31 protein-coding genes and 5 pseudogenes are annotated in these 26,670 nt (G+C 45.4%); 26 read left to right on the top strand and 10 right to left on the bottom strand.

Annotation, left to right across the window (positions count from 1 at the left end):
- Positions 1–37: 37 nt before the first annotated feature.
- Positions 38–1,245 (bottom strand): IS3 family transposase gene (locus ACQG19_RS27340; protein ID WP_109455549.1). Its coding sequence is split into 2 segments (ribosomal slippage): positions 38–924 and positions 924–1,245, totalling 1,209 coding nucleotides; the frame shifts between segments, so codons are not numbered across the junction.
- A 25-nt stretch (positions 1,246–1,270) separates the two neighbouring features.
- On the opposite strand from ACQG19_RS27340, the gene ACQG19_RS27335 reads away from it, so the two are divergent.
- The 4 genes and pseudogenes from ACQG19_RS27335 to ACQG19_RS27320 form a co-directional block, all read left to right on the top strand.
- Positions 1,271–1,843 carry a plasmid pRiA4b ORF-3 family protein gene (locus ACQG19_RS27335; protein WP_426726016.1) on the top strand — a complete coding sequence of 191 codons (573 nt, stop codon included), beginning with the start codon at positions 1,271–1,273 and terminating at the stop codon, positions 1,841–1,843.
- Between the two features lie 136 nt (positions 1,844–1,979).
- A complete protein-coding gene (locus tag ACQG19_RS27330) occupies positions 1,980–2,552 on the top strand; it encodes a recombinase family protein (RefSeq protein WP_001493762.1) in 573 nt (190 codons plus the stop codon).
- A 36-nt stretch (positions 2,553–2,588) separates the two neighbouring features.
- Positions 2,589–3,980 carry an ISKra4-like element ISKpn19 family transposase gene (locus ACQG19_RS27325; protein ID WP_001493761.1) on the top strand — a complete coding sequence of 464 codons (1,392 nt, stop codon included), beginning with the start codon at positions 2,589–2,591 and terminating at the stop codon, positions 3,978–3,980.
- A 32-nt stretch (positions 3,981–4,012) separates the two neighbouring features.
- Positions 4,013–4,441, top strand: a pseudogene (locus ACQG19_RS27320) (recombinase family protein); the annotation flags it as partial.
- 318 nt (positions 4,442–4,759) lie between these two features.
- Here ACQG19_RS27320 and ACQG19_RS27315 read toward each other — a convergent pair.
- Positions 4,760–5,416 carry a quinolone resistance pentapeptide repeat protein QnrS1 gene (locus ACQG19_RS27315; protein WP_001516695.1) on the bottom strand — a complete coding sequence of 219 codons (657 nt, stop codon included), beginning with the start codon at positions 5,414–5,416 and terminating at the stop codon, positions 4,760–4,762.
- Positions 5,417–5,810: 394 nt separating this feature from the next.
- On the opposite strand from ACQG19_RS27315, the pseudogene ACQG19_RS27310 reads away from it, so the two are divergent.
- Positions 5,811–5,972 (top strand): annotated as a pseudogene (locus ACQG19_RS27310) (transposase); the annotation flags it as partial.
- 191 nt (positions 5,973–6,163) lie between these two features.
- On the opposite strand, the pseudogene ACQG19_RS27305 reads toward ACQG19_RS27310, so the two are convergent.
- A pseudogene (locus tag ACQG19_RS27305) lies at positions 6,164–7,681 on the bottom strand (methyl-accepting chemotaxis protein); the annotation flags it as partial.
- A gap of 298 nt (positions 7,682–7,979) precedes the next feature.
- Here ACQG19_RS27305 and ACQG19_RS27300 point away from each other — a divergent pair.
- Positions 7,980–9,242, top strand: coding sequence for an IS1380-like element ISEcp1 family transposase (locus tag ACQG19_RS27300; RefSeq protein ID WP_000608644.1), 1,263 nt, complete (start codon positions 7,980–7,982; stop codon positions 9,240–9,242).
- Positions 9,243–9,497: 255 nt separating this feature from the next.
- On the top strand, positions 9,498–10,373 hold the full coding sequence (locus tag ACQG19_RS27295; protein ID WP_063860047.1) for an extended-spectrum class A beta-lactamase CTX-M-36: 876 nt from the start codon (positions 9,498–9,500) through the stop codon (positions 10,371–10,373).
- A 46-nt stretch (positions 10,374–10,419) separates the two neighbouring features.
- On the opposite strand, the pseudogene ACQG19_RS27290 reads toward ACQG19_RS27295, so the two are convergent.
- Both ACQG19_RS27290 and ACQG19_RS27285 read right to left on the bottom strand, forming a co-directional pair.
- A pseudogene (locus ACQG19_RS27290) lies at positions 10,420–10,767 on the bottom strand (WbuC family cupin fold metalloprotein); the annotation flags it as partial.
- The gene (locus tag ACQG19_RS27285) at positions 10,704–11,414 is read right to left on the bottom strand and encodes an IS6 family transposase (protein ID WP_426726015.1); all 711 of its coding nucleotides are present in this window, start codon (positions 11,412–11,414) and stop codon (positions 10,704–10,706) included. The gene ACQG19_RS27285 and the pseudogene ACQG19_RS27290, both read right to left, overlap by 64 nt.
- 361 nt (positions 11,415–11,775) lie before the next feature.
- Between ACQG19_RS27285 and ACQG19_RS27280 the strand changes: the two genes are divergently transcribed.
- Positions 11,776–12,744 carry a magnesium and cobalt transport protein CorA gene (locus ACQG19_RS27280; protein WP_032640602.1) on the top strand — a complete coding sequence of 323 codons (969 nt, stop codon included), beginning with the start codon at positions 11,776–11,778 and terminating at the stop codon, positions 12,742–12,744.
- A gap of 104 nt (positions 12,745–12,848) precedes the next feature.
- On the opposite strand, the pseudogene ACQG19_RS27275 reads toward ACQG19_RS27280, so the two are convergent.
- Together ACQG19_RS27275 and ACQG19_RS27270 are read right to left on the bottom strand one after the other, a co-directional pair.
- Positions 12,849–13,058: pseudogene (locus ACQG19_RS27275) on the bottom strand (DNA polymerase V); the annotation flags it as partial.
- A 93-nt stretch (positions 13,059–13,151) separates the two neighbouring features.
- On the bottom strand, positions 13,152–13,805 hold the full coding sequence (locus ACQG19_RS27270) for a recombinase family protein (RefSeq protein WP_025760343.1): 654 nt from the start codon (positions 13,803–13,805) through the stop codon (positions 13,152–13,154).
- Positions 13,806–14,185: 380 nt separating this feature from the next.
- Here ACQG19_RS27270 and ACQG19_RS27265 point away from each other — a divergent pair, with 380 nt between their 5' ends.
- The 4 genes from ACQG19_RS27265 to ACQG19_RS27250 all read left to right on the top strand — a co-directional run bounded on the left by ACQG19_RS27265 (position 14,186) and on the right by ACQG19_RS27250 (position 16,070).
- The gene (locus ACQG19_RS27265) at positions 14,186–14,848 is read left to right on the top strand and encodes a division plane positioning ATPase MipZ (RefSeq protein ID WP_000516402.1); all 663 of its coding nucleotides are present in this window, start codon (positions 14,186–14,188) and stop codon (positions 14,846–14,848) included.
- A gap of 99 nt (positions 14,849–14,947) precedes the next feature.
- Positions 14,948–15,232, top strand: a complete 285-nt coding sequence (locus ACQG19_RS27260; RefSeq protein WP_001549894.1) for a hypothetical protein — start codon at positions 14,948–14,950, stop codon at positions 15,230–15,232.
- A gap of 206 nt (positions 15,233–15,438) precedes the next feature.
- Positions 15,439–15,750, top strand: coding sequence for a hypothetical protein (locus tag ACQG19_RS27255; protein ID WP_025760344.1), 312 nt, complete (start codon positions 15,439–15,441; stop codon positions 15,748–15,750).
- A 35-nt stretch (positions 15,751–15,785) separates the two neighbouring features.
- Complete coding sequence (locus tag ACQG19_RS27250; protein WP_015059054.1) at positions 15,786–16,070, top strand: hypothetical protein; 285 nt, start codon at positions 15,786–15,788, stop codon at positions 16,068–16,070.
- Positions 16,071–16,090: 20 nt separating this feature from the next.
- On the opposite strand, the gene ddp1 (ACQG19_RS27245) is transcribed toward ACQG19_RS27250, so the two are convergent.
- The 3 genes from ddp1 (ACQG19_RS27245) to ACQG19_RS27235 all read right to left on the bottom strand — a co-directional run bounded on the left by ddp1 (ACQG19_RS27245) (position 16,091) and on the right by ACQG19_RS27235 (position 18,076).
- Positions 16,091–16,444, bottom strand: coding sequence for a DNA distortion polypeptide 3 (ddp1, locus tag ACQG19_RS27245; RefSeq protein ID WP_233595464.1), 354 nt, complete (start codon positions 16,442–16,444; stop codon positions 16,091–16,093).
- 187 nt (positions 16,445–16,631) lie between these two features.
- On the bottom strand, positions 16,632–17,075 hold the full coding sequence (locus ACQG19_RS27240; protein ID WP_426726014.1) for a hypothetical protein: 444 nt from the start codon (positions 17,073–17,075) through the stop codon (positions 16,632–16,634).
- Positions 17,076–17,083: 8 nt separating this feature from the next.
- Positions 17,084–18,076 (bottom strand): replication initiation protein, encoded by a 993-nt coding sequence (locus ACQG19_RS27235; protein WP_426726013.1) that lies wholly within the window; start codon positions 18,074–18,076, stop codon positions 17,084–17,086.
- Positions 18,077–19,390: 1,314 nt separating this feature from the next.
- Between ACQG19_RS27235 and ACQG19_RS27230 the strand changes: the two genes are divergently transcribed.
- From ACQG19_RS27230 to ACQG19_RS27165, 14 genes are all read left to right on the top strand, one after another.
- Entirely contained in the window at positions 19,391–19,606 is a 216-nt protein-coding gene (locus ACQG19_RS27230; RefSeq protein WP_001549903.1) for a hypothetical protein, read from the top strand.
- 144 nt (positions 19,607–19,750) lie between these two features.
- Positions 19,751–20,266, top strand: coding sequence for a DnaJ domain-containing protein (locus ACQG19_RS27225; protein ID WP_001549904.1), 516 nt, complete (start codon positions 19,751–19,753; stop codon positions 20,264–20,266).
- A 58-nt stretch (positions 20,267–20,324) separates the two neighbouring features.
- The gene (locus tag ACQG19_RS27220) at positions 20,325–20,561 is read left to right on the top strand and encodes a hypothetical protein (protein ID WP_001549905.1); all 237 of its coding nucleotides are present in this window, start codon (positions 20,325–20,327) and stop codon (positions 20,559–20,561) included.
- Between the two features lie 59 nt (positions 20,562–20,620).
- On the top strand, positions 20,621–21,172 hold the full coding sequence (locus ACQG19_RS27215; protein ID WP_001549906.1) for a hypothetical protein: 552 nt from the start codon (positions 20,621–20,623) through the stop codon (positions 21,170–21,172).
- 65 nt (positions 21,173–21,237) lie between these two features.
- Positions 21,238–21,450 (top strand): hypothetical protein, encoded by a 213-nt coding sequence (locus ACQG19_RS27210; RefSeq protein ID WP_024194852.1) that lies wholly within the window; start codon positions 21,238–21,240, stop codon positions 21,448–21,450.
- Positions 21,440–21,682 carry a hypothetical protein gene (locus ACQG19_RS27205; RefSeq protein ID WP_000008707.1) on the top strand — a complete coding sequence of 81 codons (243 nt, stop codon included), beginning with the start codon at positions 21,440–21,442 and terminating at the stop codon, positions 21,680–21,682. Before ACQG19_RS27210 ends, ACQG19_RS27205 begins: the two co-directional genes overlap by 11 nt.
- 93 nt (positions 21,683–21,775) lie before the next feature.
- The gene (locus ACQG19_RS27200; RefSeq protein ID WP_001549908.1) at positions 21,776–22,114 is read left to right on the top strand and encodes a hypothetical protein; all 339 of its coding nucleotides are present in this window, start codon (positions 21,776–21,778) and stop codon (positions 22,112–22,114) included.
- A gap of 74 nt (positions 22,115–22,188) precedes the next feature.
- Positions 22,189–22,353: a hypothetical protein gene (locus ACQG19_RS27195; protein ID WP_001549909.1), complete on the top strand. Its 165-nt coding sequence runs from the start codon at positions 22,189–22,191 to the stop codon at positions 22,351–22,353.
- Complete coding sequence (locus ACQG19_RS27190) at positions 22,350–22,607, top strand: hypothetical protein (protein ID WP_001549910.1); 258 nt, start codon at positions 22,350–22,352, stop codon at positions 22,605–22,607. The genes ACQG19_RS27195 and ACQG19_RS27190 overlap by 4 nt, the downstream gene beginning before the upstream one ends.
- A gap of 339 nt (positions 22,608–22,946) precedes the next feature.
- Entirely contained in the window at positions 22,947–23,492 is a 546-nt protein-coding gene (gene ddp1 / locus ACQG19_RS27185) for a DNA distortion polypeptide 1 (protein WP_001549911.1), read from the top strand.
- A gap of 2 nt (positions 23,493–23,494) precedes the next feature.
- On the top strand, positions 23,495–24,655 hold the full coding sequence (gene mobP1 / locus ACQG19_RS27180; RefSeq protein WP_426726012.1) for a MobP1 family relaxase: 1,161 nt from the start codon (positions 23,495–23,497) through the stop codon (positions 24,653–24,655).
- Positions 24,656–25,008: 353 nt separating this feature from the next.
- On the top strand, positions 25,009–25,518 hold the full coding sequence (locus ACQG19_RS27175) for a transcription termination/antitermination NusG family protein (protein ID WP_426726011.1): 510 nt from the start codon (positions 25,009–25,011) through the stop codon (positions 25,516–25,518).
- Positions 25,519–25,741: 223 nt separating this feature from the next.
- The gene (locus tag ACQG19_RS27170) at positions 25,742–26,386 is read left to right on the top strand and encodes a lytic transglycosylase domain-containing protein (protein WP_025759929.1); all 645 of its coding nucleotides are present in this window, start codon (positions 25,742–25,744) and stop codon (positions 26,384–26,386) included.
- Positions 26,370–26,660 carry a TrbC/VirB2 family protein gene (locus tag ACQG19_RS27165; RefSeq protein ID WP_000916156.1) on the top strand — a complete coding sequence of 97 codons (291 nt, stop codon included), beginning with the start codon at positions 26,370–26,372 and terminating at the stop codon, positions 26,658–26,660. Before ACQG19_RS27170 ends, ACQG19_RS27165 begins: the two co-directional genes overlap by 17 nt.
- Positions 26,661–26,670 lie beyond the last annotated feature (10 nt).

Raw genomic sequence — 26,670 nt, 5'->3', positions numbered from 1 at the left:
TGATCTTGACCCGCCATCTCCGGACAGCTTTTGTATCTTAAGTTAACGATGTCCGCTGCCGCCGATATTCCCTCGGGGAGTGATATCCCAGCGCGCTGTGCGGGTGGTTTTCATTGTAATGTGTGAACGCTGCTGCAAGGTTTCGCAGGGCTGTTCTCACATCTGGTTTTGGCATGAACGCGATATAGTCTTCCTTCATCGTCTTCACGAACCGTTCGGCCATGCCATTGCTCTGCGGGCTGCTCACCGCTGTTGTACACGGCTCCAGATTCAGCTCTCTGGCGAACCTCCGCGTTTCATGCGCGGTATATGCTGAACCGTTATCCGTCAGCCATTGAACCGGTGTGGTCGGCAGCCCGTCGCCGAAGCGCTTTTCCACCGACCTCAGCATCACATCCTGCACCGTCGAACTGTCGTAGCCTCCTGTGCTCGCTGCCCAGTCTATGGCTTCTCTGTCGCAGCAGTCCAGCGCGAACGTGACCCGCAGCTTCTCACCGTTGTCGCAGCCGAACTCGAAGCCATCTGAACACCAGCGCATATCGCTTTCTGCCACCGCGATTTTGCCCTTATGTTCACGCTTCGACCGCTCTGGTTTGTCATGCAGTAACAGCAGATTATGCTCGCTCATAAGCCGGTAAAGCCGTTTGGCGTTCACGGGGGGCAGTCCCTCTGTACGACGTTGCGTACGCAGGATGCCCCACACACGGCGATAGCCGTAACTGGGCATATCGCTGATGATATCGAGGATCTCTGACAGTATTTCAGCGTCTGCTTCGTCATCACGCCGGTTACAGCGCCTGTCCTGCCAGTCGGCAGAACGGTTAATTCGCAGTGACAGCTGCGCACGCGACACGCCCATGGTGCGGCTGACCAGGGCTATTCCCCGTCCTTTGGCAACAAGGGCGCGTGCGCTATCCATTTTCGCGACTGAGCGTACTCCACGGCTTCTTTCAGGATCTCAACTTCCATCGTCTTCTTGCCCAGCAGGCGCTGAAGCTCCCGGACCTGCTTCAGAGCAGCAGTAAGCTCAGAAGCTGGAACAACTTCTTCCCCGGCCGCAACGGCGGTGAGGCTGCCTTCCTGATATTGCTTCTTCCACTTAAACAGCAGGCTGGGCTGGATGCCATGCAGGCGGGCGACATGGGAGACATTCATGCCCGGCTCCATCGTCTGCTGGATAATGGCGATCTTCTCCTGAGGAGTTTTACGTTTACGGACTTCTTGCCCTAACAGGATCCCGGTCATCTCAAAATTGGCGTTAGTGTTAGACATATATTCAAGCCTATCTCTTATCTGGAGATACAGCTACTGTCTGGAGTTTCAGGGGGCTACATCACTGGCCGCGCTTCACTTCATTTTCCAGATAGTGCAGGGCTGGGGGGACGACCATCTCCATCAATTTCACATTTATGGCAAAGATTACGGTATCTCCTACGAAGGAGGCATCGGTTTTGTCGATAATCCGTTCCGGGTCGTGATTGATGATTTTGCTTTTGATGCTGGCGATCGCTTTACCTATGAATACAATTTCTTTGAGCACTGGCTTCATGACATTCGTGTTGAGGCCATTTATGAAAACTCTACGCTGAAAGCGCCGTTTTGTATAAGCGGCCATGGTATGCCCGGAGCCACAGCTGCGGATGAGTTCGATAAAACCCTGGCGTTTCTTGAAGCTATCGTTAATGCGGATGATGAAACAACGGTCGGCGAGATCCGCCCTTTTGCTGACGACCTGGATGCTGTCAGGTTCAACCGCCACAAAATCAACCGGCAACTGAGCAGGCTCGACCTTGCATCTCCGGTACTGGAGCCTGAAGTTATCTGGCTGGGCCGTCGTCGCTGACTGATGTCTATAAAGGTATACGTTTTCAGCATGCCTCTCAGATCCCCGAAAAAATGTCTATAAACCTCCCTAAATCAGTGTTTATGGATTATTCTTTAAATCTCTATGATGTTTAAAGACCTTCCGGAGGTTTTGCGTGCAATATGCCTACATCAGGGTAAGCTCGGCCGATCAGAATACGGCCCGTCAGGAAGAGGCATTGTCAAAGGCGGGTTTTCAGCCTGATAAAATTTGTGTTGAGCATGCCAGCGCGAAGGACACAAACCGCCCGGGGTTACAGGAACTCCTGGGGCAATTACGCCCTGGTGATACGCTTCTGGTTCATTCCATCGATCGCCTTTGCCGGAATATGTCGGATATGTGCGCTGTCACCACCCGGCTTCGTGACCAGGGCGTTACCCTTATTTTTCTGAAAGAGCAGCTGACGTTCAGCGCCGGCACAAACAATCCGATGCAGGAACTGCAGCTGCACATGATGTCGGCATTCAGCCAGTTTGAACGAGCCTTACTGAAGGAAAGGCAGGCCGACGGCATCGCCGCGAAAAAAGCACGGGGTGAAAAAACAGGGCGCCCCGGCGCCGATATCAAAAAGATCCAGGAAATTGACGCACTCAGAAGCAGAGGGGTCAGGCTCAGGATCGCCTGCGACCATGCGGGCCTTGGCGTTTCCACATATTATAAGCTTCGTCACCAGATGAACAACCAGTAGCCGGGAGATAGTCATCCACCACAGCAGGAGGCAATGATGCAACTGACGCTCCAGATAGTCATCACCGATGAATCAGGCTCCAGTCGAACGGAGGAACTGATGACAATCCAGAAATCAGGGGAGACCCGGAACGACATCGGATTATCGGTGTCAGAATCCAAGCTGTTGCTGAATACGGTCCAGCAGTCGGTGGTCCAGCTGCAGGCAGACGAATATACTCAACACCATATCCGGTGCCCTCACTGCCTTGCTGCGCGCAGAATCAAAGGCAAACAGAAAATACGGTACCGGACGCTGTTTGGCGTTATTCCGGTATCCGGGCTTCGGGTGTACCGGTGCCGTTGTGAAGAGAGTGATACAAAGACAGTCAGTTTGCTCAGCGACTGGGCCGGCGATTATTCTCACCCGGCACTGAAATATATTGAAACCCGCTGGGCCTCGATGATCTCCTATGAAATGACGACTCGTCTGCTGAAAGATATTCTGCCGGTGGGCCACAGCCTGAATGCCTCAACGGTGAGGAATCATTTATGCCAGGTGGCGCAGCGTCTTGACGCTGAGGCTGAAGCTCATTCAGGTTTTCTTTCCGGCTGCCCCCGCGACTGGGGGAACCTGCCCAGGCCAGGAAAACCGCTTGTGGTGGGTATAGATGGTGGTTATGTTCGCGATCGGGATGACAAAAAGCGTAATTTTGAAATTATTGCCGGGAAGTCTTTTTCCGTTGGTGCGCCTGCTGACACCCGCCGCTTCGGTTTTGTTCAGAAGGATGACTGTCATCCGGAACGCAGGCTCATGACCCACCTTTCAGCGCAGGGAATGCAGGCCAACCAGCAGATATTTTTTCTGTCCGACGGCGCGGATAATCTCAGGGACCTCCAGTTCGGTATGTACCCTGAGTCAACGCATGTGCTGGACTGGTTTCATATCACCATGAGGCTGAAGGTGCTCATGCAATATGCCCGGGGACTGCTGGTATCAGATCCAGAGGCGGGGAGTAAAGTTCTGGCACTGCTGGAAAGCATTAAACGATATCTCTGGCATGGCAATGTTGTCGCTGCGCTGGAACATATTGATAATTGCGTTATGTATTGCGATGACCCTGAACTCAGCTATCCTAGCCTGAAATCCCTGCAAAAACATCTGGATGAAATGTATACCTACATCCGGAATAATAAGATGATGATCCCAAACTACGGCGAAATGCGTCGGTACGGAGAGCCGGTATCAACCGCGTTTGTGGAATCCACGATCAATGAAGTGATCGCCAGACGAATGGCCAAAAAGCAGCAGATGCAGTGGAGCAGAAAAGGGGCTCATTATTTGTTACAGACCCGGACCGCCGTTTTGAATAACGAACTGCAGGATAAATTTGTCTGCTGGTATCCGGGTTTTCAAAGTGACGGGAAGGGACCAGCGATGGCAGCATAGCTCACGCTGCCCCAATATTTTTTATGCTCTCGGTCGTATGGAAGCTGGACCGCCTCGGTCGTGATCTTCGTCATCTCATTAATACAGTGCACGACCTGACCGCGAGGGGGACCGGTCTGAAAGTGCTGACCGGTCACGGGGCGACTATCGACACAACAACGGCCGCTGGCAAGCTTGTCTTCGGTATCTTTGCCGCACTGGCGGAGTTTGAGCGCGAACTGATTGCTGAAAGAACGACTGCAGGTCTGGCATCAGCAAGAGCCCGTGGGCGGAACGGCGGCCGACCTTATAAAATGACGCCAGTCAAACTGCGACTGGCAATGGCATCAATGGGACAATCAGAAACAAAGGTCAGTACGCTATGCCAGGAACTTGGGATAACCCGGCAAACTTTGTACAGGCATATTTCCCCTGTTGGTCAACTGCGGGCGGACGGGATCAAGCTGCTCAACCGTGGATAATTTGAACGGACGGAAAAATCTGGGGTTCCGGCGTAGTACCCCTATCACCTCCACATTTTTGCAACAGTGCCTTATAAATGGCAGCCTTATGTTTACTTGCCAAGATGGGCTACCATATGATGTTTTATACTGAGCAATATTAATATTATCTTTAATGGAAAAATTAAGCCCACTAAGTGACCCACTGCTATATGGCTCTATTGTGAAGACGCCTGAGGGTAAAAATTTATACATGGTTGTCCCTATGTCTATTATTGCAAGGTTGACAATATTATTCGTTTTATAAATTTGAGCGTTTAAAATCACACATCAAAGCAATTAGTCAGGATAAACAACAATACCCAGTGCTTCGAGAATCAGTTCTTGCTGCCAGGCTGCAATTTTGATACCTGATGTATCGACTTTGCGGGGATCTAAACCGTCGAGTTCGGCGTGGCATAAATTGGCACCCTGTAGGCTAAATTGCCCCCAGACATCTTCGGAAAAAACACCTCGACTTAAGTCTGACTCTTTCAGTGATGCACCCGCTAGGTTCGTTCCTATCCAGCGATTTTCAAACAACTCACATTTTTCTAAACAAACCCTCTCCATATTGGCATAGGAAAGATTACATCCAGAAATAAATGCTGAGCAAAAGTACATACGATTACTCACTTGATGGGCAAAGTTTGTTCGGGAAAAGTTGGCACCTTTTAAATCACACGCACGGAACTCTATACCGTAGCAATTGGCATTACTGAAGTTTGCCATCGCAAGTTGGCATTGTTGGAAACTTGCATCACGAAGATCTGCGACATCAAAGTGGCAGCCTTCGATATCACCCTGTTCAATGAACTTGCAGTTGACGAATGTCGTATCACGCAAGTTAGCACGTCGAAAGTCGCTGCGAATGAATGTGCAAGCGGTGAAGGTGAGATCACTTAAGTCTTTATGTGAAAAGTTGTGGTGCCGATATGTATGATTGTAGGTTTCCATGAGTACTCCTTGTTGAAAGGAGGGCTAGACTACCATTATACATATGCCAAGACATTAAAATAAAAGCCTGTTACATCAACACATTACAACCCCTCAATTTACCTGTTTTAAGTGGTCAAATTGGCGCGTAGAGCGCCTATCGCTCTTGCATTGGCACGCGGCCCTGTTGAAAAAAGTTATTCGCTTTAGATAGGGTTAGGAGAGCCGTGCTTCGCCGGTAAAAAATCGGACTATCCGACGCAGGGCGGACTCATCGGCGGAGAAGCAAACTTTGACTATATCTCCCTACACTTGGAAGAGGGCTAGACTGGCCCCATAGATCACCAGACACTTCGACTCTCTTAAAATAAGAGGTAGTCTTGGAACTATGTTTAATACCAGTCAGAACGATAAGATGGTTGAAGTGTTATCAGGACCTGAGCGGCGTCGGCGTCGTACACCGCAGGAAAAAATTGCCATTATTCAGCAGACTATGGAGCCCGGTATGACCGTGTCTCATGTCGCGCGCCTGCATGGCATCAATGCAAACCAGATATTCAAATGGCGCAAGCAATATTAGGGGGAACCGCAGAATTCGGAAAAAATCGTACGCTAAGCTAACGGTGTTCTCGTGACAGCTCTTTGACTAGGCTTTCTAAGGCCATTCTGATAGCCCTGACTTCCTGAAAAGCCATGGCTAAAATTTGTGCGGCTAAAAGGGATAACCGATGGTAAAGTAAGTTATCCCTGTCGAGATACTGAAAAGCGTTATCCTCGTTTTTCCCAAAACTGTTTTGCCAGTTCGCTCAGAGCGCTAGTTAACTGAGCGACAGATTTCGCACTTTGCAAATTATTCTGCCCGGTCTGTACATTGGTATCAGCAGCATCGCGTATATTGATAATACTGCGGTTTATGTCTTCACTTACTGCTCCCTGCTGCTCGACCGCAGTCGCTATTTGCGCGTTCATGTCGGTAATTTCGTTAACGCGTTGGCCAATTCCATCAAGAGCTGTAGCTGCTTCCTCTGCGTGAGCTACACTCGTGTGCGCTTGCCGACTACTTTGCTCCATGACTGTAACAGCGGATTGCGCTCGCTCTTGTAGAGCGCTGATCATGCTTTGAATATCCGTTGTCGATTGCTGTGTGCGAGCAGCAAGACTGCGAACCTCATCGGCGACAACAGCAAAACCACGCCCCTGCTCACCAGCACGCGCGGCCTCAATTGCTGCGTTGAGTGCCAACAAATTCGTTTGCTCGGCGATCCCTCGTATAACGTCAAGAACTTTTGATATCTCGTTACTTTGACCTTCAAGCTCATGAATAACCTGAGTGGCTTGCCTAATTTCACCTTCAAGGGCAGTGATTGACTGGCTTGTGTGGGCTACCAGACGCTGGCCAGATGCCGTCTCAGTGTCTGCTCTTCCGGCCGCATCTGCAGCATGCTGTGCATTGCTCGCAACCTCTTGAATGCTTGCCACCATTTGGTTTACTGCCGTTGCTATTTGATCTGTCTCTGCCTGCTGCTCAACTGTAAGTACATTGCTTGACTCAATATCCTTTAGTAGGCCTCGGGTGTGTTCGCTAAGCCGATTTGATGCATCACCTATGCGACCTACTATGGCGCCTGTTTCAGCTTGCATCATTCGTAAAGCAAACTCTATTTGGCCAAACTCATCGGTGCGCCCAGTGTAGAGGGATTGACTTAATGGGTTATTGGAAATATTCCTGGCTCTTTCAACCAGTCTTCCAAGAGGAGAGAGAATAGCCAAAACACTAACAGAGCTTAAGCTTCCTGACATTAAAGTGGCTAACAATAAGCTGCTTATTGATGTATCAGTAAGCATGCCGGCAGCCATTGCGCTTGATATAATACTACCCCATATGAGCAAGAGTATTTTCACGGAAAAGCTAGCAGCCAATTTCGGCCTCGCGGCCTTCCCGCTTCTCAATTGAGCATATAATTTTTCCGCAGCCAAAACCTGCTCAGGTTCAGGCTTGGTCCTTACAGACTGGTATTCAACAATCGAACCATTCTTAGCTATTGGCGTTACATAAGCACTTACCCAATAGTGGTCGCCATTTTTACAGCGATTTTTTACTAGCCCCATCCATGAGCGGCCAGATTTTAATGTACTCCACATATGCTCAAATGCAGCAGGCGGCATATCTGGGTGTCTTACGATGTTGTGAGGCTGGCCTAATAGTTCTTCCTCAGTGAAACCACTGATTTTAATGAAGTCAGGATTAACGTACGTGATATGGCTTTGAGGGGAGGTAGTCGAAAGGGCACTGTTGCAAAGTTAGCGATGAGGCAGCCTTTTGTCTTATTCAAAGGCCTTACATTTCAAAAACTCTGCTTACCAGGCGCATTTCGCCCAGGGGATCACCATAATAAAACCTAGATTCTACGTCAGTACTTCAAAAAGCATAATCAAAGCCTTGATAAATATGCATTCCTTCGAAATTCAGCTTTCACCCATTGGGTGAAAGAAAAGTGCTCAAAAATATGTTAAATTATCAGCTTTTATGACTCGATATATGGTAAAATAATAGTAAGAAAAGTAGTAAAAAGGGGTTCTAATTATGATTAATAAAATTGATTTCAAAGCTAAGAATCTAACATCAAATGCAGGTCTTTTTCTGCTCCTTGAGAATGCAAAAAGCAATGGGATTTTTGATTTTATTGAAAATGACCTCGTATTTGATAATGACTCAACAAATAAAATCAAGATGAATCATATAAAGACCATGCTCTGCGGTCACTTCATTGGCATTGATAAGTTAGAACGTCTAAAGCTACTTCAAAATGATCCCCTCGTCAACGAGTTTGATATTTCCGTAAAAGAACCTGAAACAGTGTCACGGTTTCTAGGAAACTTCAACTTCAAGACAACCCAAATGTTTAGAGACATTAATTTTAAAGTCTTTAAAAAACTGCTCACTAAAAGTAAATTGACATCCATTACGATTGATATTGATAGTAGTGTAATTAACGTAGAAGGTCATCAAGAAGGTGCGTCAAAAGGATATAATCCTAAGAAACTGGGAAACCGATGCTACAATATCCAATTTGCATTTTGCGACGAATTAAAAGCATATGTTACCGGATTTGTAAGAAGTGGCAATACTTACACTGCAAACGGTGCTGCGGAAATGATCAAAGAAATTGTTGCTAACATCAAATCAGACGATTTAGAAATTTTATTTCGAATGGATAGTGGCTACTTTGATGAAAAAATTATCGAAACGATAGAATCTCTTGGATGCAAATATTTAATTAAAGCCAAAAGTTATTCTACACTCACCTCACAAGCAACGAATTCATCAATTGTATTCGTTAAAGGAGAAGAAGGTAGAGAAACTACAGAACTGTATACAAAATTAGTTAAATGGGAAAAAGACAGAAGATTTGTCGTATCTCGCGTACTGAAACCAGAAAAAGAAAGAGCACAATTATCACTTTTAGAAGGTTCCGAATACGACTACTTTTTCTTTGTAACAAATACTACCTTGCTTTCTGAAAAAGTAGTTATATACTATGAAAAGCGTGGTAATGCTGAAAACTATATCAAAGAAGCCAAATACGACATGGCGGTGGGTCATCTCTTGCTAAAGTCATTTTGGGCGAATGAAGCCGTGTTTCAAATGATGATGCTTTCATATAACCTATTTTTGTTGTTCAAGTTTGATTCCTTGGACTCTTCAGAATACAGACAGCAAATAAAGACCTTTCGTTTGAAGTATGTATTTCTTGCAGCAAAAATAATCAAAACCGCAAGATATGTAATCATGAAGTTGTCGGAAAACTATCCGTACAAGGGAGTGTATGAAAAATGTCTGGTATAATAAGAATATCATCAATAAAATTGAGTGTTGCTCTGTGGATAACTTGCAGAGTTTATTAAGTATCATTGCAGCAAAGATGAAATCAATGATTTATCAAAAATGATTGAAAGGTGGTTGTAAATAATGTTACAATGTGTGAGAAGCAGTCTAAATTCTTCGTGAAATAGTGATTTTTGAAGCTAATAAAAAACACACGTGGAATTTAGGGACTATTCATGTTGTTGTTAATTCGTCTCTTCCAGAATAAGGAATCCCATGGTTAAAAAATCACTGCGTCAGTTCACGCTGATGGCGACGGCAACCGTCACGCTGTTGTTAGGAAGTGTGCCGCTGTATGCGCAAACGGCGGACGTACAGCAAAAACTTGCCGAATTAGAGCGGCAGTCGGGAGGAAGACTGGGTGTGGCATTGATTAACACAGCAGATAATTCGCAAATACTTTATCGTGCTGATGAGCGCTTTGCGATGTGCAGCACCAGTAAAGTGATGGCCGCGGCCGCGGTGCTGAAGAAAAGTGAAAGCGAACCGAATCTGTTAAATCAGCGAGTTGAGATCAAAAAATCTGACTTGGTTAACTATAATCCGATTGCGGAAAAGCACGTCGATGGGACGATGTCACTGGCTGAGCTTAGCGCGGCCGCGCTACAGTACAGCGATAACGTGGCGATGAATAAGCTGATTTCTCACGTTGGCGGCCCGGCTAGCGTCACCGCGTTCGCCCGACAGCTGGGAGACGAAACGTTCCGTCTCGACCGTACCGAGCCGACGTTAAACACCGCCATTCCGGGCGATCCGCGTGATACCACTTCACCTCGGGCAATGGCGCAAACTCTGCGTAATCTGACGCTGGGTAAAGCATTGGGTGACAGCCAACGGGCGCAGCTGGTGACATGGATGAAAGGCAATACCACCGGTGCAGCGAGCATTCAGGCTGGACTGCCTGCTTCCTGGGTTGTGGGGGATAAAACCGGCAGCGGTGACTATGGCACCACCAACGATATCGCGGTGATCTGGCCAAAAGATCGTGCGCCGCTGATTCTGGTCACTTACTTCACCCAGCCTCAACCTAAGGCAGAAAGCCGTCGCGATGTATTAGCGTCGGCGGCTAAAATCGTCACCAACGGTTTGTAATAGCGGAAACGGAATGGGGAAACTCATTCCGTTTTTGTTTATCGCCTTAGACGGCAAAAGCGCTGTCGCCCACCTGCGCTTGCGCATACCAGGCCATAAGCTCCGTGGTTCCTGGTTCTCCTTCCGCTGGCGCCCAGTGCGCATAGTCATCGGCAGCCACGGGTTGATAGCCACCGTGTTTTACTTCAAAAATTATGCCACCGGTATCCAGCGACAGCACGGCATGCCAGGTTCCTGCGGCCATCTCCAGCACCGTACAGGTTTCCCCCAATATCGCCCGATGGGTGACGGTACCCCGATCGTCAAAATTCAGCACCACGAAACGACCCCTTAATGGCAACAGTAGTTCGAAGGTGTGAGGGTGTCGGTGCGGGCGCACGTAGGTTCCTGGTAAAATGCTGAGGCCTGGCCTTTGCGTAGTGCACGCATCACCTCAATACCTTTGATGGTGGCGTAAGCCGTCTTCATGGATTTAAATCCCAGCGTGGCGCCGATTATCCGTTTCAGTTTGCCATGATCGCATTCAATCACGTTGTTCCGGTACTTAATCTGTCGGTGTTCAACGTCAGACGGGCACCGGCCTTCGCGTTTGAGCAGAGCAAGCGCGCGACCATAGGCGGGCGCTTTATCCGTGTTGATGAATCGCGGGATCTGCCACTTCTTCACGTTGTTGAGGATTTTACCCAGAAACCGGTATGCAGCTTTGCTGTTACGACGGGAGGAGAGATAAAAATCGACAGTGCGGCCCCGGCTGTCGACGGCCCGGTACAGATACGCCCAGCGGCCATTGACCTTCACGTAGGTTTCATCCATGTGCCACGGGCAAAGATCGGAAGGGTTACGCCAGTACCAGCGCAGCCGTTTTTCCATTTCAGGCGCATAACGCTGAACCCAGCGGTAAATCGTGGAGTGATCGACATTCACTCCGCGTTCAGCCAGCATCTCCTGCAGCTCACGGTAACTGATGCCGTATTTGCAGTACCAGCGTACGGCCCACAGAATGATGTCACGCTGAAAATGCCGGCCTTTGAATGGGTTCATGTGCAGCTCCATCAGCAAAAGGGGATGATAAGTTTATCACCACCGACTATTTGCAACAGTGCCCAAACTTATGTAGCATAACGGCAGAAATACACCGGTTTAAAGAATTACTGATCTGGTTTTGCGAATACTGATATTGATGATACTAACGGCCCACCGGCCTGTTGAGGAACCTGTAAAACGGAAAGGCTCATTGAAGCCGTATATTTTCTGGAGGTTCATCAGGCGCGGAACTCATCAAGGCGCGGGAATAAAATCCCATTCAGACGCCGGATAGATTCAAGCAAGCCAACTTGTCGTCAAAATCGGTGTTGCAAAAACGGGAGTGACCATAGATTCCGTTTTCTGAGACGACCCCTGCATGACCATTATCGCCGCATATTATTACAACGAAGGTAAGCGAGTCCGTGAAATCAGGCTCGATGAGCACGTCGAACTAAACGAGAATCGCTCGGGCTTCTGCTGGATCGCGCTTAGCGAGCCCACCGCAGACGAACTCAGCGCGATCCAGACGACGTATAACCTCCATCCTTTGGCGATCGACAACGCCATGCACCCGCTGTGCCCGCCCAAGCTCGAGGTCTACAACGATGAGTTGTACGTCGTCGCCCAGACCGCCGAGCTGGTCGGCGACCGGATCAGCTACGGCAAGATGGCGATCTTCACCGGTCACAATCACCTTATCACCGTGCGGCACGGCAATGCCGGAGCGCTGGGCAAACTTCGGGAGCAACTCGAGGCATCGCCGACGCAGTTCGGCAAGGGTGTCGACTATGTGCTGCACGCGATCTTGCACCGAGTGGTCGACCAGTATCTGCCCATCTTCGAAATGATCGAGGACGACGTCCTGGCGATGGAGCGACGGTCGCTGCACGATTTCCTCGAGCCAGAAGAGGTGGCGCGAATCTTCGAACTAAGGTCCGAACTCACGCGGTTCCAGCGCACGCTCGGGGCTATGGCCGAGCTGGTGCGAAAGCTCGTTCGCGGCCACTTTCCCTGCATCAGCGCCGAAATGACACCATATTTCCACGACGTCGCGGACCATGTCCACCGCGTGCAGTCCATGGTCGACGGCCTCCTGCTTGTCCTGTCCACGGTCTTCGAGGCCAGCAGCCTTCTGGAAGCGCAAAGGATCGGTGTGGTCACTCGCCAGCTCGCGGCCTGGGCGGCGATCTTGGCGGTCCCGACGGCGATCGCCGGAATATATGGCATGAACTTCAAGCACATGCCGGAACTGGACACGCCATATGGCTACTTCGTCGTGCTCGGAGTGATAGCGGTGTTCTGCCTTCTCCTATTCATGCGCTTCAAGAAGGCCAAGTGGCTATGAGTAACGCACTTCGCGAGCTTCTCCGTCCGCCGAGTCACAGCGCGCTTTGTGCGCGAGCGTGTCCAATCCAGTTCAAGATGAAGGTGCTTCCATGACCTCCCAATGAATGTCCGGTTCTCTCCTTCCTGAGTGGAAATGTCTTTAAAAACGGTCACGTAGGTTTCAATCCACTGGTTTGCCTGACGATAACTCCAGTTGAAATTGATCAGCGCTAACTGGCTGACAAAGTTTTCTGTAGTGACAGTCTGACGGCCGTTTGGCTCGCGCTTAATGCTCGCACGCCAGGCTGAGTCTATTTCATAGTGTCTAGGCATGAAAAACCTCCGATCAATATAGCTGTATACATATACAGTATAAAGACTCAGTTTTATTCTTCAACACACTGTTTATTATGTTGTAACTACTCCCTATTCAGGTTCATGGTTCATTTTGTTAACGGTCTGTTGCTTCACAGCTTTGCTGATAGTCGCCCGGCTACAACCCAGCACTTTTTGAATCTGGCTCCAGGAGCTGCCGCTCGCAATCAGCCTGTTTATGGCGTCATAGCGAGACTGATTAACCTGGCGGCCTTTATACTTCCCTTCCCTTTTCGCCCTGGCGATCCCCTGCTGCTGCCGTTCCCGGCGCTGTTCATAGTCTCGCCTGGCGACGGCGGCCAGCATATCCAGCAACATATCGTTTATGGCCGAAAACATTCGGCTGTCAAAATCATTGTGACCCGATGCGAGCCAGGTTGTCGGAACGTTGACGGCCACAACCCGGATATCTTTCTGCCGGATCATTTTCTTCAGTGTGTTCCAGTCCTCCCCTACCAGGCGTGAAAGCCTGTCCACATCCTCTACCAGCAAGATATCGTTTTGCTGACAATCTTTCAGGAGCCGGAACAACTCAGGGCGTTCAAGCTTAGAACCTGATTCATTTTCAATGTAGTAGTTACAGATGCTCAGGCCGCGCTCGATGGCGAAGGTATTTATCGTGTCCAGGGCGCGTGTTGCATCCTGTTCAGTCGTGGATGCGCGTAAGTAAGCTCTGACAAAGCCTTTCGGTACTGTTTGAGTCATTATAGGGAACCAGTTCATTTTGAGTTAACCAGACACACCCATACAGTACCCATTTCAGTTGGTTCAGGGAAGGCACACTCAAAAAGAACCAGCAACCCCCCCCGACCCTATAGTGACAACGTCACACTAAAGATTTACAACATAAAGATATTGTAAAGACAAACCACGCTTTACCAAGTAACCCTCCTGTAAAGACAGAGCTATATTTACCACGTAAAGATAAAATAAAGACATGCTTGTCTTTATTTGTGCTTTACATGGTAAATCTTTTTGATTATAAAGACACTGTAAAGACAAAAATATCTTTACGAAAAACACACGATGTAAAGACAAATAAATCTTTACATGAGCTTTACAACATAAAGAGAGGAGTTGTGAAAATGGGTAAAATCTTGCTTGTCGTATCAGATAAGGGTGGGGTAGGCAAAAGCACCTACGTAGCTAACACAGGCTCAATGCTGGTCAACAAAGGTAAGTCGGTAATTATCCTGAAGACAGATAAAAACCACGATCTGTTGAGCTGGAACGAAAAGCGGACAGATAACGGCTTACTCACTATCCCGGTTCACGCAGCTTACGGAAACGTCAGCAACGAAATTAAGCGCCTTAGTAAGCTGTGTGAAGTTCTCATTGTCGATTGCCCCGGCCACGACAGCCAGGAGTTCCGTAGCGCCCTGACAGTATCAGATATCGTGGTGACACTGGTTAAGCCGTCCTCTGATTTCGAAAGCGAAACGCTGACCAGTGTTACAGAGAAAATCCGCACCGCTCAGAAAGCTAACGCAGCTCTGGAACCGTGGGTGCTGTTCACCAGAATCAACTCAGCGAAACCCCGCCACAGAAAAGCGGCCATTGATCTGGATAAATTACTGCGTTCGGACAACATCTGGATTCAACCTCTGAAAACCCGGATATCCGAGCTGGATGTGTATGAAAGCGCCTGTAATGAAGGGGCAGGGGTACATGACGTTAGCCGGGCATCGAGCCTTTCAACAGCGAAAGCACAGATTGAACTTGTGGCACAGGAAATTGGCATTTTATAGAAATATCAACAAGATTCATCGATATCTTTACATTGTAAATACACTATAAAGATACTATGATATTTACAATAAATGCATACCGTACAAGAGGAAATTTTCATGGCTTTAAAACTGAACCGTCCGAACATCGATGAATCTCAGCAACCAGCAACAAACGCAGAAACCGCGCGTTTTATCTCCGGCGCTACCAGAGCGCCTGTTGTGGGTAAACCAAAGTTGATGAACTTCAGACTGCCAGCGTACTTTGAGGAGATCCTGGAAGCTGAGGCGCAGAGAACAGGCCAGAGCAAGACAACCGTTCTAAAGGCAGCGCTGGCCGCATTCGATAACCTGGACGAGAACCTGAAAAACCACTGGCTGCTTGAATCTGCAAAATTAGGGTAGCGTTATGGCTAAGAAAAAGAGATATGTTGTGATGGTTAGAGATAAAACCAAATACAGCGGCAATCAGCGATTATTAGCCTGGTTAGTTTGGTTCGCTAACAGACATAATAAGGCCGTTGCCTATGACTGCTGAGAATGGATTGTCGAACCATCATATTGGTTAAGAATTGGAAATCCAAAATAGAAAGCAACCTAAGGAAAGAAAAATGTTCATATTCAGATATATTAAAGCTCTTATTAATATCTACTTGTTATACATCCAACCGATATTGGGGATGTTCCTTATAGGTATAGGCTTGTGGGGGTTTTATGCACCTGATGAGGGAACTTGTACTAATCTCAATATTGAGTTATGCGCTGTATCAACTATTGATGTTCTGAAGCCTGCTATTTTTGTATTTTTAGGCATTATTACCGTTGCCGGATGGTACTTTACCGAACTTCAGCCGAAGCTAAGGGGGGAGGGCAAGTATATGAAGGTAAAAACAGGTGTAAAACCGGAAGATTTCGTTAAGTAAAAACCGAGCCTAAAAACGTTAACCGTGGGGGATTTATGAATAAATCATGGCTTGAACAACAGGTGCAAACTGAAAAAATAAAAAAAGTACAGGAAGAGAAAAAAGATGGCACTATCCAAAAAGGATTATACAGGGTTCGTATAAAAGACAAATACAGGTGGGATTTGTGGGAAAATGATTTCAGAATTGTTATTGCTTATTCGAAAGATGATGCAGAGCTAAAATTTACGGGAATGACAGATTTTAATGAACATTACTATATAGAAAGCATTGAAAAAATAACGCTTTCAGATATAGAAAAAATCTTACTGGAAAACTGAACAGATAGATATCCAGAGGTTTAGTTAAATAATGGCGTCAGTTTTTCAACCAGTAGCAGATCGCTTAAACCGTCTAAAGAAACAACTTCTATACCAGAATCAACAAGTGAATCAACTCCAGATACTTCACCGAAGCCGATAACCATAATCGGCTTTCGGTCTATTAAATCAAAAATCACCAAAGGCAATATTACACTGTTAATCGCCTCAAACTCCTGAAAAAACATTTCAGAGCCGTATTCGCTGGCAGGAAAAAGAATCTCACTTAATCTCAAACCATAAAAAATATGGTAGTGTTCTTTAAGGTTATCCTTTAAAATATTAACAGCCTTAGAATATTTTTCGTCAATAAACTCTTTAACCTGATATTTCATAAATCTCTCCAACAAGAACCGACTGTAGGTCACCGGGCAAACGTTGCGGAATGGCGTCAGAGACGTCATTTTGCGGCGTTTGCCCTATCCTGCATCGCAGTGAAAAGAACTCACCTCGTGCGCTATGATAAACCGATGATAAAAGGCTGAAAGAAGCACTGCAAGCCTACGGACTAACATTGTTGCTTCACAGCTGGTCATCATTGGTTGCCTCAGTGCTGGTATGCTTTGCATCAGGAACCAGAAGGCAATACCACGGCATTTTTTTGTTAAGCAGCTCCATCAGGGGAGTGGCAAACAAACTCAATCTCCACAGCGTTACGATTACTGGAATGGTGAAATTTTGCGGCGTCCAGAACTGATGCTCAAGGTGAAACCATGTAACAACACACATCAGGCCACCAATCCAGAAAATAGCTGTACTGAAAGCCCCCAGGACTGCCAGAGTAATAACTGAGACTAAATGCAGTGCGCCAGCCGTTGCAAGACGCAGATAAAACCAGAACCATTTAGCGTGCCGGATAACCGGGTTACCGTTCTTTTCTCGCAATCGTTTTTTACGTTCCTGGATGATTTCATTTTTCAGCTTACTTCGTTCGGCTCCCAGCGGAAACTCATAGATTTTAGCCATGTTTTGCCTCACTTACTCTTTTTAGAGGGAACCGCTTTATCAAACTCTGCTAAGAAAGCGGCATCATCACCATTCATAAATTCATCTGTTTCACTATCAATACCAGTAAAATTATCTTCAGAGATAAGAAACTCAAAACGTAAAACACTAACTTTACGACCTTCTTTACTTTCTATTAAACAGGAAAGGAATTCTATCTCTGTTTTTTCTTTGATCTCTTTTATTGCTTTGTTGATCACTTCTCTTTTGAAGATAGGAAACTCAGGATATTTATAAACCAGTTCGTCATCTTCTATAGTATATGCAATCAACTCATCTTTTAATTCGTTAAGCGGTATTGTGAAATAATTCTTTGATTTGAATTTGGAATAATTTTTCCTTATCAACTGATATAAAGCCCATGAGTATTGACCACTTAATCTCATCGCTGAAGTAAGCAATTGAGTAGTAAACTTATTTTCACCACCAATTAAATTTGAAATGTAAGGGTGTATTGTATGTGTAAACTTAAGAACAACATACCCCTCATTCGGGCTATATGCGCAATAATCAGTAATCCCCATATCCAATCGTTCTAAATTCTTGCGCATTGCATCAGGTAGACCTAATTCATTAGATAATGCCAAAATATCATCACTTGAAAGGGAAAGCTTACTAGTATTAAGTAAATCAGCACCTTCCTTTAGTTGACGATATGCAACTGAAGGTTTTACTTTCGTAATAGACGCATAGGTATCAGCGGTAATTTTAAAAATCATACCAGGTTCAAGCGGTTTTTTTGTATCTACAGACACCAATGCCAGACACAAAACCCTCTTTGCTGAAAGAGGTAACTGAGCAAGAGTTTTATTGATTTCATTTCGATGTCGAATTTTTGTCTTCTCGGAAATCTTTCTTATCGGCATTGTTTTATCCTCACCTACTGTTTGTCCAATTAACATACCAAAACAAACATGATGTCTCAACAAAAATTCATCATGTTTAGTGACAAATCCCATCATGTTTGACTCAGCAATTTTAGGGGGGACATGCTATGGCGAGCAGCTAAACAGTGAAAACATGTTTAAAACATGAACTGATCATCTGAAGATCGAAAGATCTGAAGTAAAAGAATCAATCGGTTAATTATGTGACCTAAACCATCATGGTTAGTGACACAGACCATCATGGATAGTGACCTAAACAATCATGGATAGTGACACAGACCATCATGGATAGTGACCTAAACCATCATGGATAATGACACAGACCATCATGGATAGTGACCTAAACCATCATGTTTAATCTTTATTTAATATAAATATCAGCACCTTACCAATCTCCTAAGTCTTTAAGTTTTTAAGTCCTTTAACAAAAAAAAAGAAAATATAAGTTTTTTAATGCACAGCGGCTGTGGATAACTCAGCATAAATCCAGAGGATAGATCCGTCTGGCCTCCCTGAGCACTGCACCACCAAAAATTGAGCAAATATTAACCTTGGCGCGTAAGTGCTTTATTGAAATCCCGTGGAAATTCCGCTTCCTCGCTCACTCGCGGGCTTCGCCCTGTCGTTCGGCTGCGGCGAGCGGTGTGATCTCTCAGAAAAGATCCAGACGCGATCCTTTTTCGATCCAATCCTAAAACGCAATCAGAAGCCCTCAGCGGCGTTATAACGGCTTTTACCCGGTCATGATTCAACGCAACGGGTAAAAAGCGCTTAGAGCGCCATACAGCTCGTTTTACGAAACAAGCCAAAAATTAGCCTGGGGGTGATCTCCGCTCGCACAGGATGCCAGCAAAATTTCACAACCGGCGAGGATGGCCACCGGATTTTTGCTGGCAATTGTCGTTCTGCAGCTGGCGCCCGGATTCATTTTTTGCTGTCAGACATCAATCGGTTTCAGCAACACGCCCCGTAATTCGCTGCTAACGCATCTCATAACGCGCAGATACAGCGCCCCGCGCCAGTGTTTCACACTGACCCGGCGTACCGTTCGCAAGCTCACGCGCTAACTGCGACAGGCTAAACGTCGCCTGATAGTCAGAAATTGGCCTGGCAGGGGTGAGGGGGGTTATCGCTATCATTCGGGCTTGTTGGTTCGCCAGTCCTGGCGAACGTCTCCGGCGCGATGTTACGACAGCGCATTATGTAACTACAGTTCGCGCCTCTTTTGGTAATCCCTTAAGCACGGTAAAGCAATACCTGTCTTTACTCAATCTTTACAATGTAAAGCAAAAAAAAGATGTTATAACCATCATTTGATGGTATAATACATTTGTTGGTTGGGAATGCTTCCCTGCCAGGTTCCAGAAGCCCACACGGGCGGGAGAAAAAATGAAAACTATCACTGAAATCAAAAACGAAGCTCAGGAACTGCTGTTCAAATTCAAGCAAGGCCAAATCAGTAAAAATGTACTGTATGCAGAAGGTTTCACGCTGACAATGCATTTTAATGAGGCTATGAACAACGCAAGTGACGATCCGGCATTCTCTGAAATCAAGAATACCGCGATTGCATTGCAACTGATAAAACATTTGGCGACATCATAAACTTAATAAATATTCAGGGGGATTTTTATCCCCCTTTTTCTGAACAATAATCTTGCAATACCATCATTTGATGGTATAATGAATTTGTTGGTTGGGAATGGTTCCCTGCCAGATTCCAGAAGCCCACACGGGCGGGAGCGAAAAATGAATATTCAGGAAGCATTAAACGTTTTTGGTTTATCCGGTGATCTGACTGAAAAGGACATCAAGGCGGCATACAAAAAAGCGGCTTTAAAATATCATCCAGACCGCAATCCATTGGGTGCTGAGCTGATGAAAGCAGTAAATGCAGCGTTTGATTTTCTCATGGCTAACATTGATAAAATCAATCAGTTTCAAAGCACTGATGAAAATGCACGTTACAACTACGGTGAAGATCTGGAAAAAGTTTTGAATACGCTTTCCGGCCTTACAGGGATTGTCTATGAAGTCATTGGTAATTGGGTCTGGATTAGCGGGGAAACTAAAGAACACAAAGATATTTTAAAGGAAATGGGCTGTAAATGGGCATCGAAGAAAAAACAATGGTTTTACCGTCCTGAAGAACACAAAAGCCGCTGGAACCGTAAAGAACACAGCATTGAAGAAATCCGTGAAATGTATGGTACAGCGGGTAAACGTAAGGCGTCAGGCTGGAGACGTGTAGAAGCTAGCGCATAACCGGAACGGGGGCGAAAGCCCCCTAGAACATGGCAAAGATTGATACGGAGACACGTTGATGAAAAACAAGACCATAACGGAAGCGGAGCTGATAAACATTTTTGAAAGTTACGGAGCCTACATTTGCCCGGATGAGATCGAAATTACAGCCAAAGAATGCAATGAAAATGGTTCAGTCTTACACCGTGGCTTAAACGCAGAAGGATGGGCGCATCTTTTTGCAAAGGAAGAAGCATATCAGCAGGAATGCGAAGCCCAGGAAGCTGCAAGTGATGATGGACACTTTGACGAATAGTCTTAAAACTGCCGTGATTCGATTTGCGGCTTTTTTTTGAGTTCAAAAGGCTGAATCAGATGAAAGAACAGAAAAATTTCTTTGAACGGTATCACCCTGTGTTTGAAATCGTTTGTCGAATCCTGGGGAACGGCTGGCGTGTAAACCTGCTCGATGATTGCCAGTACAGGATAAAGCTAACCTCGCCTCAGTATAAAAATTACTCTATACATATTCGAATGGAAAAGGGAAGGTTAGTTATCATTGGAAGTGTAGACAGTCGAAGCTGGCGAAGTCCTTACCATACTTGCACTGTATCGCCAGTACGTAACCCTGTAGAAATCGCCGCCGATATTGAAAAGAAAATCCTGGCTGATGCTTTAGATAATGTAGATATGGCGCGAGAATATGAACAACAGTTACAGCGAAAACGCGAGAAAAAACAGATCCTGAAAGGAATGTTATCTCGTTTAGTGCGTCTTGAAAGCTGGCATGGGACATTAACCGGGTTTAAAGTTGAGAATGGGTTAGATGGTAACGTATCAGAACGGGGCGACGGATATGAAATGGTAATTCGTGGCCTGAGTGTGGATCAGCTCATAAAGGTAGCGGGGTTTATTAAACAGCTATGAGGCAAAAAATGAATGAGATCCTGAGCGACAGGAAAAACAAAGGTAATGTAACATACAGGATTGTTGTGTCTGAAGATGCAACACGTTTGTTTATTGAACTTGAAAAACTGATGAAGGTACGCTCTAAAGAAGCGGATAAAAAAACAACTAAAAAGGTTGTTTTCCAAAAATCATTTTATTATGAAGAATTCTGTAACGTTAAAGATGAAATTGATGATCCAATTTTATTGCAATTCTATTCAGATACTATCGTGAAGGTACAAAATCATGAGTTTTAAACCAACACCTGAAGAGGTGAAACAAGCACGTATCAAAGCTGGTTTTACGCAGCAGGAAGCCGCTGAAAGGTTTGGTTTTACGTTATCAGCCTGGCAAGCCAAAGAAACATCCGGTAAAACGTCTCGCGGTTTAGCCGCTGGTACGTATGAATTACTTTTGCTTCTGGCTGATGAACATCCAGATTACCAGCTCGTTAAGCGAGAAAAAAATCAGGATAAAGTGACTAAATGAATTGCATTACCATCATATGATGGTATAATTTATTTGTAGGTCGGGAATAGTTCCTTACCATGATCCAGTAGCCCAAACGGGCGGGAGACTAAAATGAACACTTATGTTATCACTTTCCAGGCTTTAAACACTAAGAAAGAAAAAATCACCTGCTCCGCTTTTGTCCATTCAGAAACTCTCTTCCTTGCCGTTCATTCTTTCGAAGATAAAAATCGCGGTCGTGGTTATGCCATCACGTCTGTTAGTGAATTGTTTGATGATGAATTGACGGCTAAAAATTCCCTCAAGAAAAATATTAACTTTTGGTTTAATGAATGTGGTTTAAGTAAATCTGAGGTTATAAACGAAGTAATTAACTGGAAGAATTTCGCATATACCCTTAAAGAACTGGAGGAAGCCAAAAATGAAGCGATAAAAGAACTGCGGAGTTAATTAATTAGGGGTGGTATCAGGTTGTGGAGGCAACCTGATACCGTGACACTCAATTCCCTCGCGAGGAATATAAAATGTCGGAACGCATGTTATCAGCAATACAGACTATTGAAAAGGGTGGGCGTCCAGTTTTTCCCTTGATGCCATTCTCTGCTTTTCCTGAGTACATGGCATTACTTAGAAAAGCCCTGGAAAAGAAAGAAACAAAAGCACTGATAAAAAAACAGGAGGTGCTATGAAAAAACAGGAATTTTTAGATTTTATCAGTGCAGAACAGAGGCGGGGGGCTGTCCGGTTTTCGCTGGGATTTAACAGCAAAGGGGAAATTGTATTGCACTGGACTAACGAGGCCGGGTTAAGAGTCTGGAGTATACTAAGCGGTAACAGGGGTAAAAGTCCCAGCCGGGCAAACCGGGAAAGAATGAGTAACTTTCGTCGCTGGCTCCATGATGCCCGTCAGGGCATGGAAGGCGACACTCCAGAGGCAGAATAAAATTCCCGTTCCTGAATCGCCGAAGCCCTCCCGTTTACGGGAGGTGCTTTTTTGTATATTCCGCAAAACAGCGCTCGCGCCTCCTGCCAGGCCATTCGCGCAGCGAATTTATTTCCACCCAAGCTAGCCGCAAATCCGTTGTCTCCGGTCGCAGACGTACCAGATCACAGCCATGATAGCCTTTCATTCTTTGCATTTCGATGGACGCTGAAGCACAATTTGAGTGTGGAGGTAGTTTACTGCGAAGCAGGATAGGGCAAACGCCGCAAAATGACGTACCTGACGCCATTCCGCAACGTTTGCCCGGTGACCTACAGTCGGTTCTTGTTGGAGAAATTTATGAAAAAAGTTCAATTCAGGATTGAAGAAAGCCAACATGATGATCTACTTGATTGTCTTAAAACACTTTATCCAGATGAACCGGGTTTAACCGTGGCAAAAGGAATGAAGCTGCTTGCCAGTGCTTTACTGAAAAGCAAGGTTAAAAATGAAGATGTTAATGTTTCAAAAGACAATGATGATTTTATCAAAACCACAATGTATTTGACAGGGAAACAAAGAACTTTAATCGAGAAAGCGGCTCACCGTCATGGCTGGAATTTATCCAGAGAATGTCGTTACCGAATCCAGACGACACTTGAAAATGAACTTGATTTCTTCGATCAGGAACTTCTGGTGATGAATCGTTGCCGTAATGCAATAGATAAAATCGGGCGGAACTTTCATTATATTATCGTTAATGATAATGCCAGGGTACTTGATAAAGATGGGTTCTATCAGGACGCTGAGCGGTTGAGTACAGAGATAATGAGTCTCAAAAGTGAGTTTGAAAACTACATTATGTTATGCAAAGGGCGAACTGTTTCTAACAAGGTTGAGGTGTAATCATGGGCGTTTATGTTGACAAGGAATTCAGGGTAAAGCGTAAGTCCTCTGAAGCTGGCCGCAAGTCTGCTTTCGCCCATAAAGTTAAAAATGGTGGTAATAATTATCAACGCAACGTTCAGGAACGTATCAACCGCAAGGGTGCCAGTAAGGAGGTTGTTGTCAAAATCTCAGGAGGTGCAATTACCCGGCAGGGAGTTCGAAACAGTATTGACTATATGAGCCGGGAGTCAGAGCTGCCAGTGATGAGTGAAAGCGGTCAGGTATGGAAAGGTGATGAGATTCAGGAGGCTAAAGAGCACATGATAGATCGTGCTAACGACCCTCAAAATGTTTTCGATGATAAAGGTAAGGAAAATAAAAAAGTAACCCAAAATATTGTTTTTTCACCGCCTGTATCAGCAAAAGTAAAACCTGAAGATCTGCTTGAATCTGTCAGGAAAACGATGCACAAGAAGTACCCAAACCATCGCTTTGTGCTTGGCTATCATAACGACAAAAAAGAACATCCACACGTACATGTCGTTTTTCGTATTCGTGATAACGACGGTAAACGAGCTGATATCAGGAAAAAAGATTTACGGGAAATTCGTACAGGTTTTTGTGAAGAGCTGAAGCTGAAGGGCTATGACGTTAAAGCCACTCATAAGCAACAGCATGGACTTAACCAGTCTATTAAAGATGCTCACAAAACAGCGCCAAAAAGACAGAAAGGCGTTTATGAGGTCATTGATGTTGGATACGACCATTATCAGAACGATAAAACCAAACCAAAGCAGCATTTCATAAAGCTTAAGACACTGAACAAGGGCGTTGAGAAAACATATTGGGGGGCTGATTTTGGTGAGTTAACCACTCGTGAGAACGTTAAGAAAGGTGATCTCGTTAAGCTGAAAAAGTTAGGACAAAAGGAGGTAAAAATCCCTGCACTTGATAAGAACGGTGTACAGCATGGCTGGAAGACTGCCCACAGGAATGAGTGGCAGTTAGAGAACCTGGGGATTAAAGGCATAGACAGAACCACTTCATCCAGTAAAGAGCTGGTGCTGAACAGTGCGGAGATGATTAAGAAACAGCAGCTCCAGATGAGAAATTTCTCGCAAATAAAACAGTCGATGATTCAAAGCGAACAGAAAGTGAAAATCGGCATTCGTTTAGGATAATTCATACTCTCCGGTAACTTATTGATTAAGATCGATTTATTTATCTTGTTAGCAGAGTTTTTGTAAAAAGTAACTAGCGTTAAAAAATTTAGTTAACTTGACTATAAAATCAACGCAAGGCGATCAATCGATCTGCTTTTTTGTTATCAAATGGTGTTTAAATCTGGATATAACCAAAAAACCAGCACAAACAAAATGAAATATGTCGTAAATGCGATCTAAAGATCTGCTTGTGTGGTTGAACGCAGCACATGTAGCTGATAAAGTTTTTATGAGATGTAAATTTGTCCTTTTGTTTTTTTTCTCTGCTTCGGGGTCATCCGAGTCGAGAGAGCGCCTGAAAGGAAAAAACTATGGAATGGTATGCTTTGCAATTCACCACTACGAGATTTGCAGCAGTTTTTGCTCATCTCGAACGCCTGAACTTTTCTTACTTCTGCCCTATGGAGACAGAAAGATATCGTCGCCCGGATAAGATAATTTCATATCGAGAAAGACGTTTGCCGCTTTTCCCCGGTTATCTTTTTATCCAGGCAGATTTTGAAGAGGTTCATTCCACTACAATAACTGCTATCCCTTACGTACAACGCTTTATCTCATTTGGCGGTGAGCCTTTACCTGTACCAGAAGATGTGATGGCGGAGCTTTTGTGCAGACAATCGCATACAACAGCTCAGGCAAATATTTTAAGGAAATCAATTCCACACGAATTTGCTGAAATTCTCCTCATGGATAATCCACAGCAAAGAAGTATGGCTTTCATCCACTACATCACAGAGAGAAGCTTAACCCACAAAATGAAACGGAAGAAAAATGACTGCTACCCGGAAAAAAACCGCAACGAGACGCAAGCCCCAACGTAATACACTCTACCTGCCCTCAGCTTCTCGTGAGGAACTGGATAAAATTGCTCTGGAGATTGGCTATCGCAGGGGGCGGCGTATTTCAAGCTCTGGTGTTGTCCAGTACCTCATTAAAAAATATTCCAGCCAGGCCATTGAGGAGCTGATAAACGAAGACGATGACGACTTCGATGACTAACCATTCAGTCTAGACTTTCCGCGCTGTTCTGGCCGGGAGAAAATCATGTTATCTACTACTGCTTTTGCGGCGCTTGCTTTGCAATGCGCGGCCAGCGTTCATCCCGATACTGCGCATGAAGTTGCAAGGGTTGAATCTGGTTTTAACCCATATGCTATTGCCGAGATAATACCGAAGGTTGAACGTAAGCCCGGTGACAAAGGCGTAGTGTCCTACTTTCCCAAAACTAAGGAGGCTGCACTCCAGATCGTAAATCAAATTGAATCTCGAAATCATCGTTACTCAGTCGGTCTTATGCAAATAACGAGTACGAATTTTGCAAACTTCAATACAACCGCTGAGAAAATGTTTGACCCCTGCGAAAACCTCAAGGTTTCAGAGAAAATTTTGGTGGATTGTTATAAACGTGGTGGCGACATTTTACGTGGTCTGAGTTGCTATTATTCCGGCAATCCAGAAACGGGAACTAAACCTGAATCAGATTTTAATAACACCAGTTATATACAGCGTATAGGGTTTAATCCGCCTGATAACAATAAAAACTGGGTGGTTCCTTCAGTTAAAGATGCAATCAGAAAGGAGAATGTAACGCAGAGTATCAAACCTAAAGAAGTTACCGTATATCCCCAATATGCCATGCGTGGCACTGTTTTAGATGAAAAGGAAACAAACGATGTTAAAACTCAATAAACGTTATTTAACTCTTTCTGTATTTATGGCTGCATTGATGCTTTGTGTAGCAGAACCCGCATTTGCTGATGATGTATCCACTAAAACAACTGGCTTCTTGCAGAAGATTATCGATTTTCTGACGGATATCCGTAAGCCAGCAATCACCATCATTGCGCTGGTAATTGGCTATATCGCTATCTTCTCACGCCAGCATGCAGCGTGGATTACGCCTTTAATTATCGGGATTATCATCTTTATTGTTGCGCCATATCTGCCTGACTGGTTAGCGTAATATGTAATAA

Source organism: Enterobacter cloacae complex sp. 277I4 (genome assembly GCF_050031465.1).
Lineage (GTDB): Bacteria > Pseudomonadota > Gammaproteobacteria > Enterobacterales > Enterobacteriaceae > Enterobacter > Enterobacter cloacae.
Note: the sequence above shows the minus strand (reverse complement) of the source record. Positions and strands in the feature narration are given on the sequence as shown.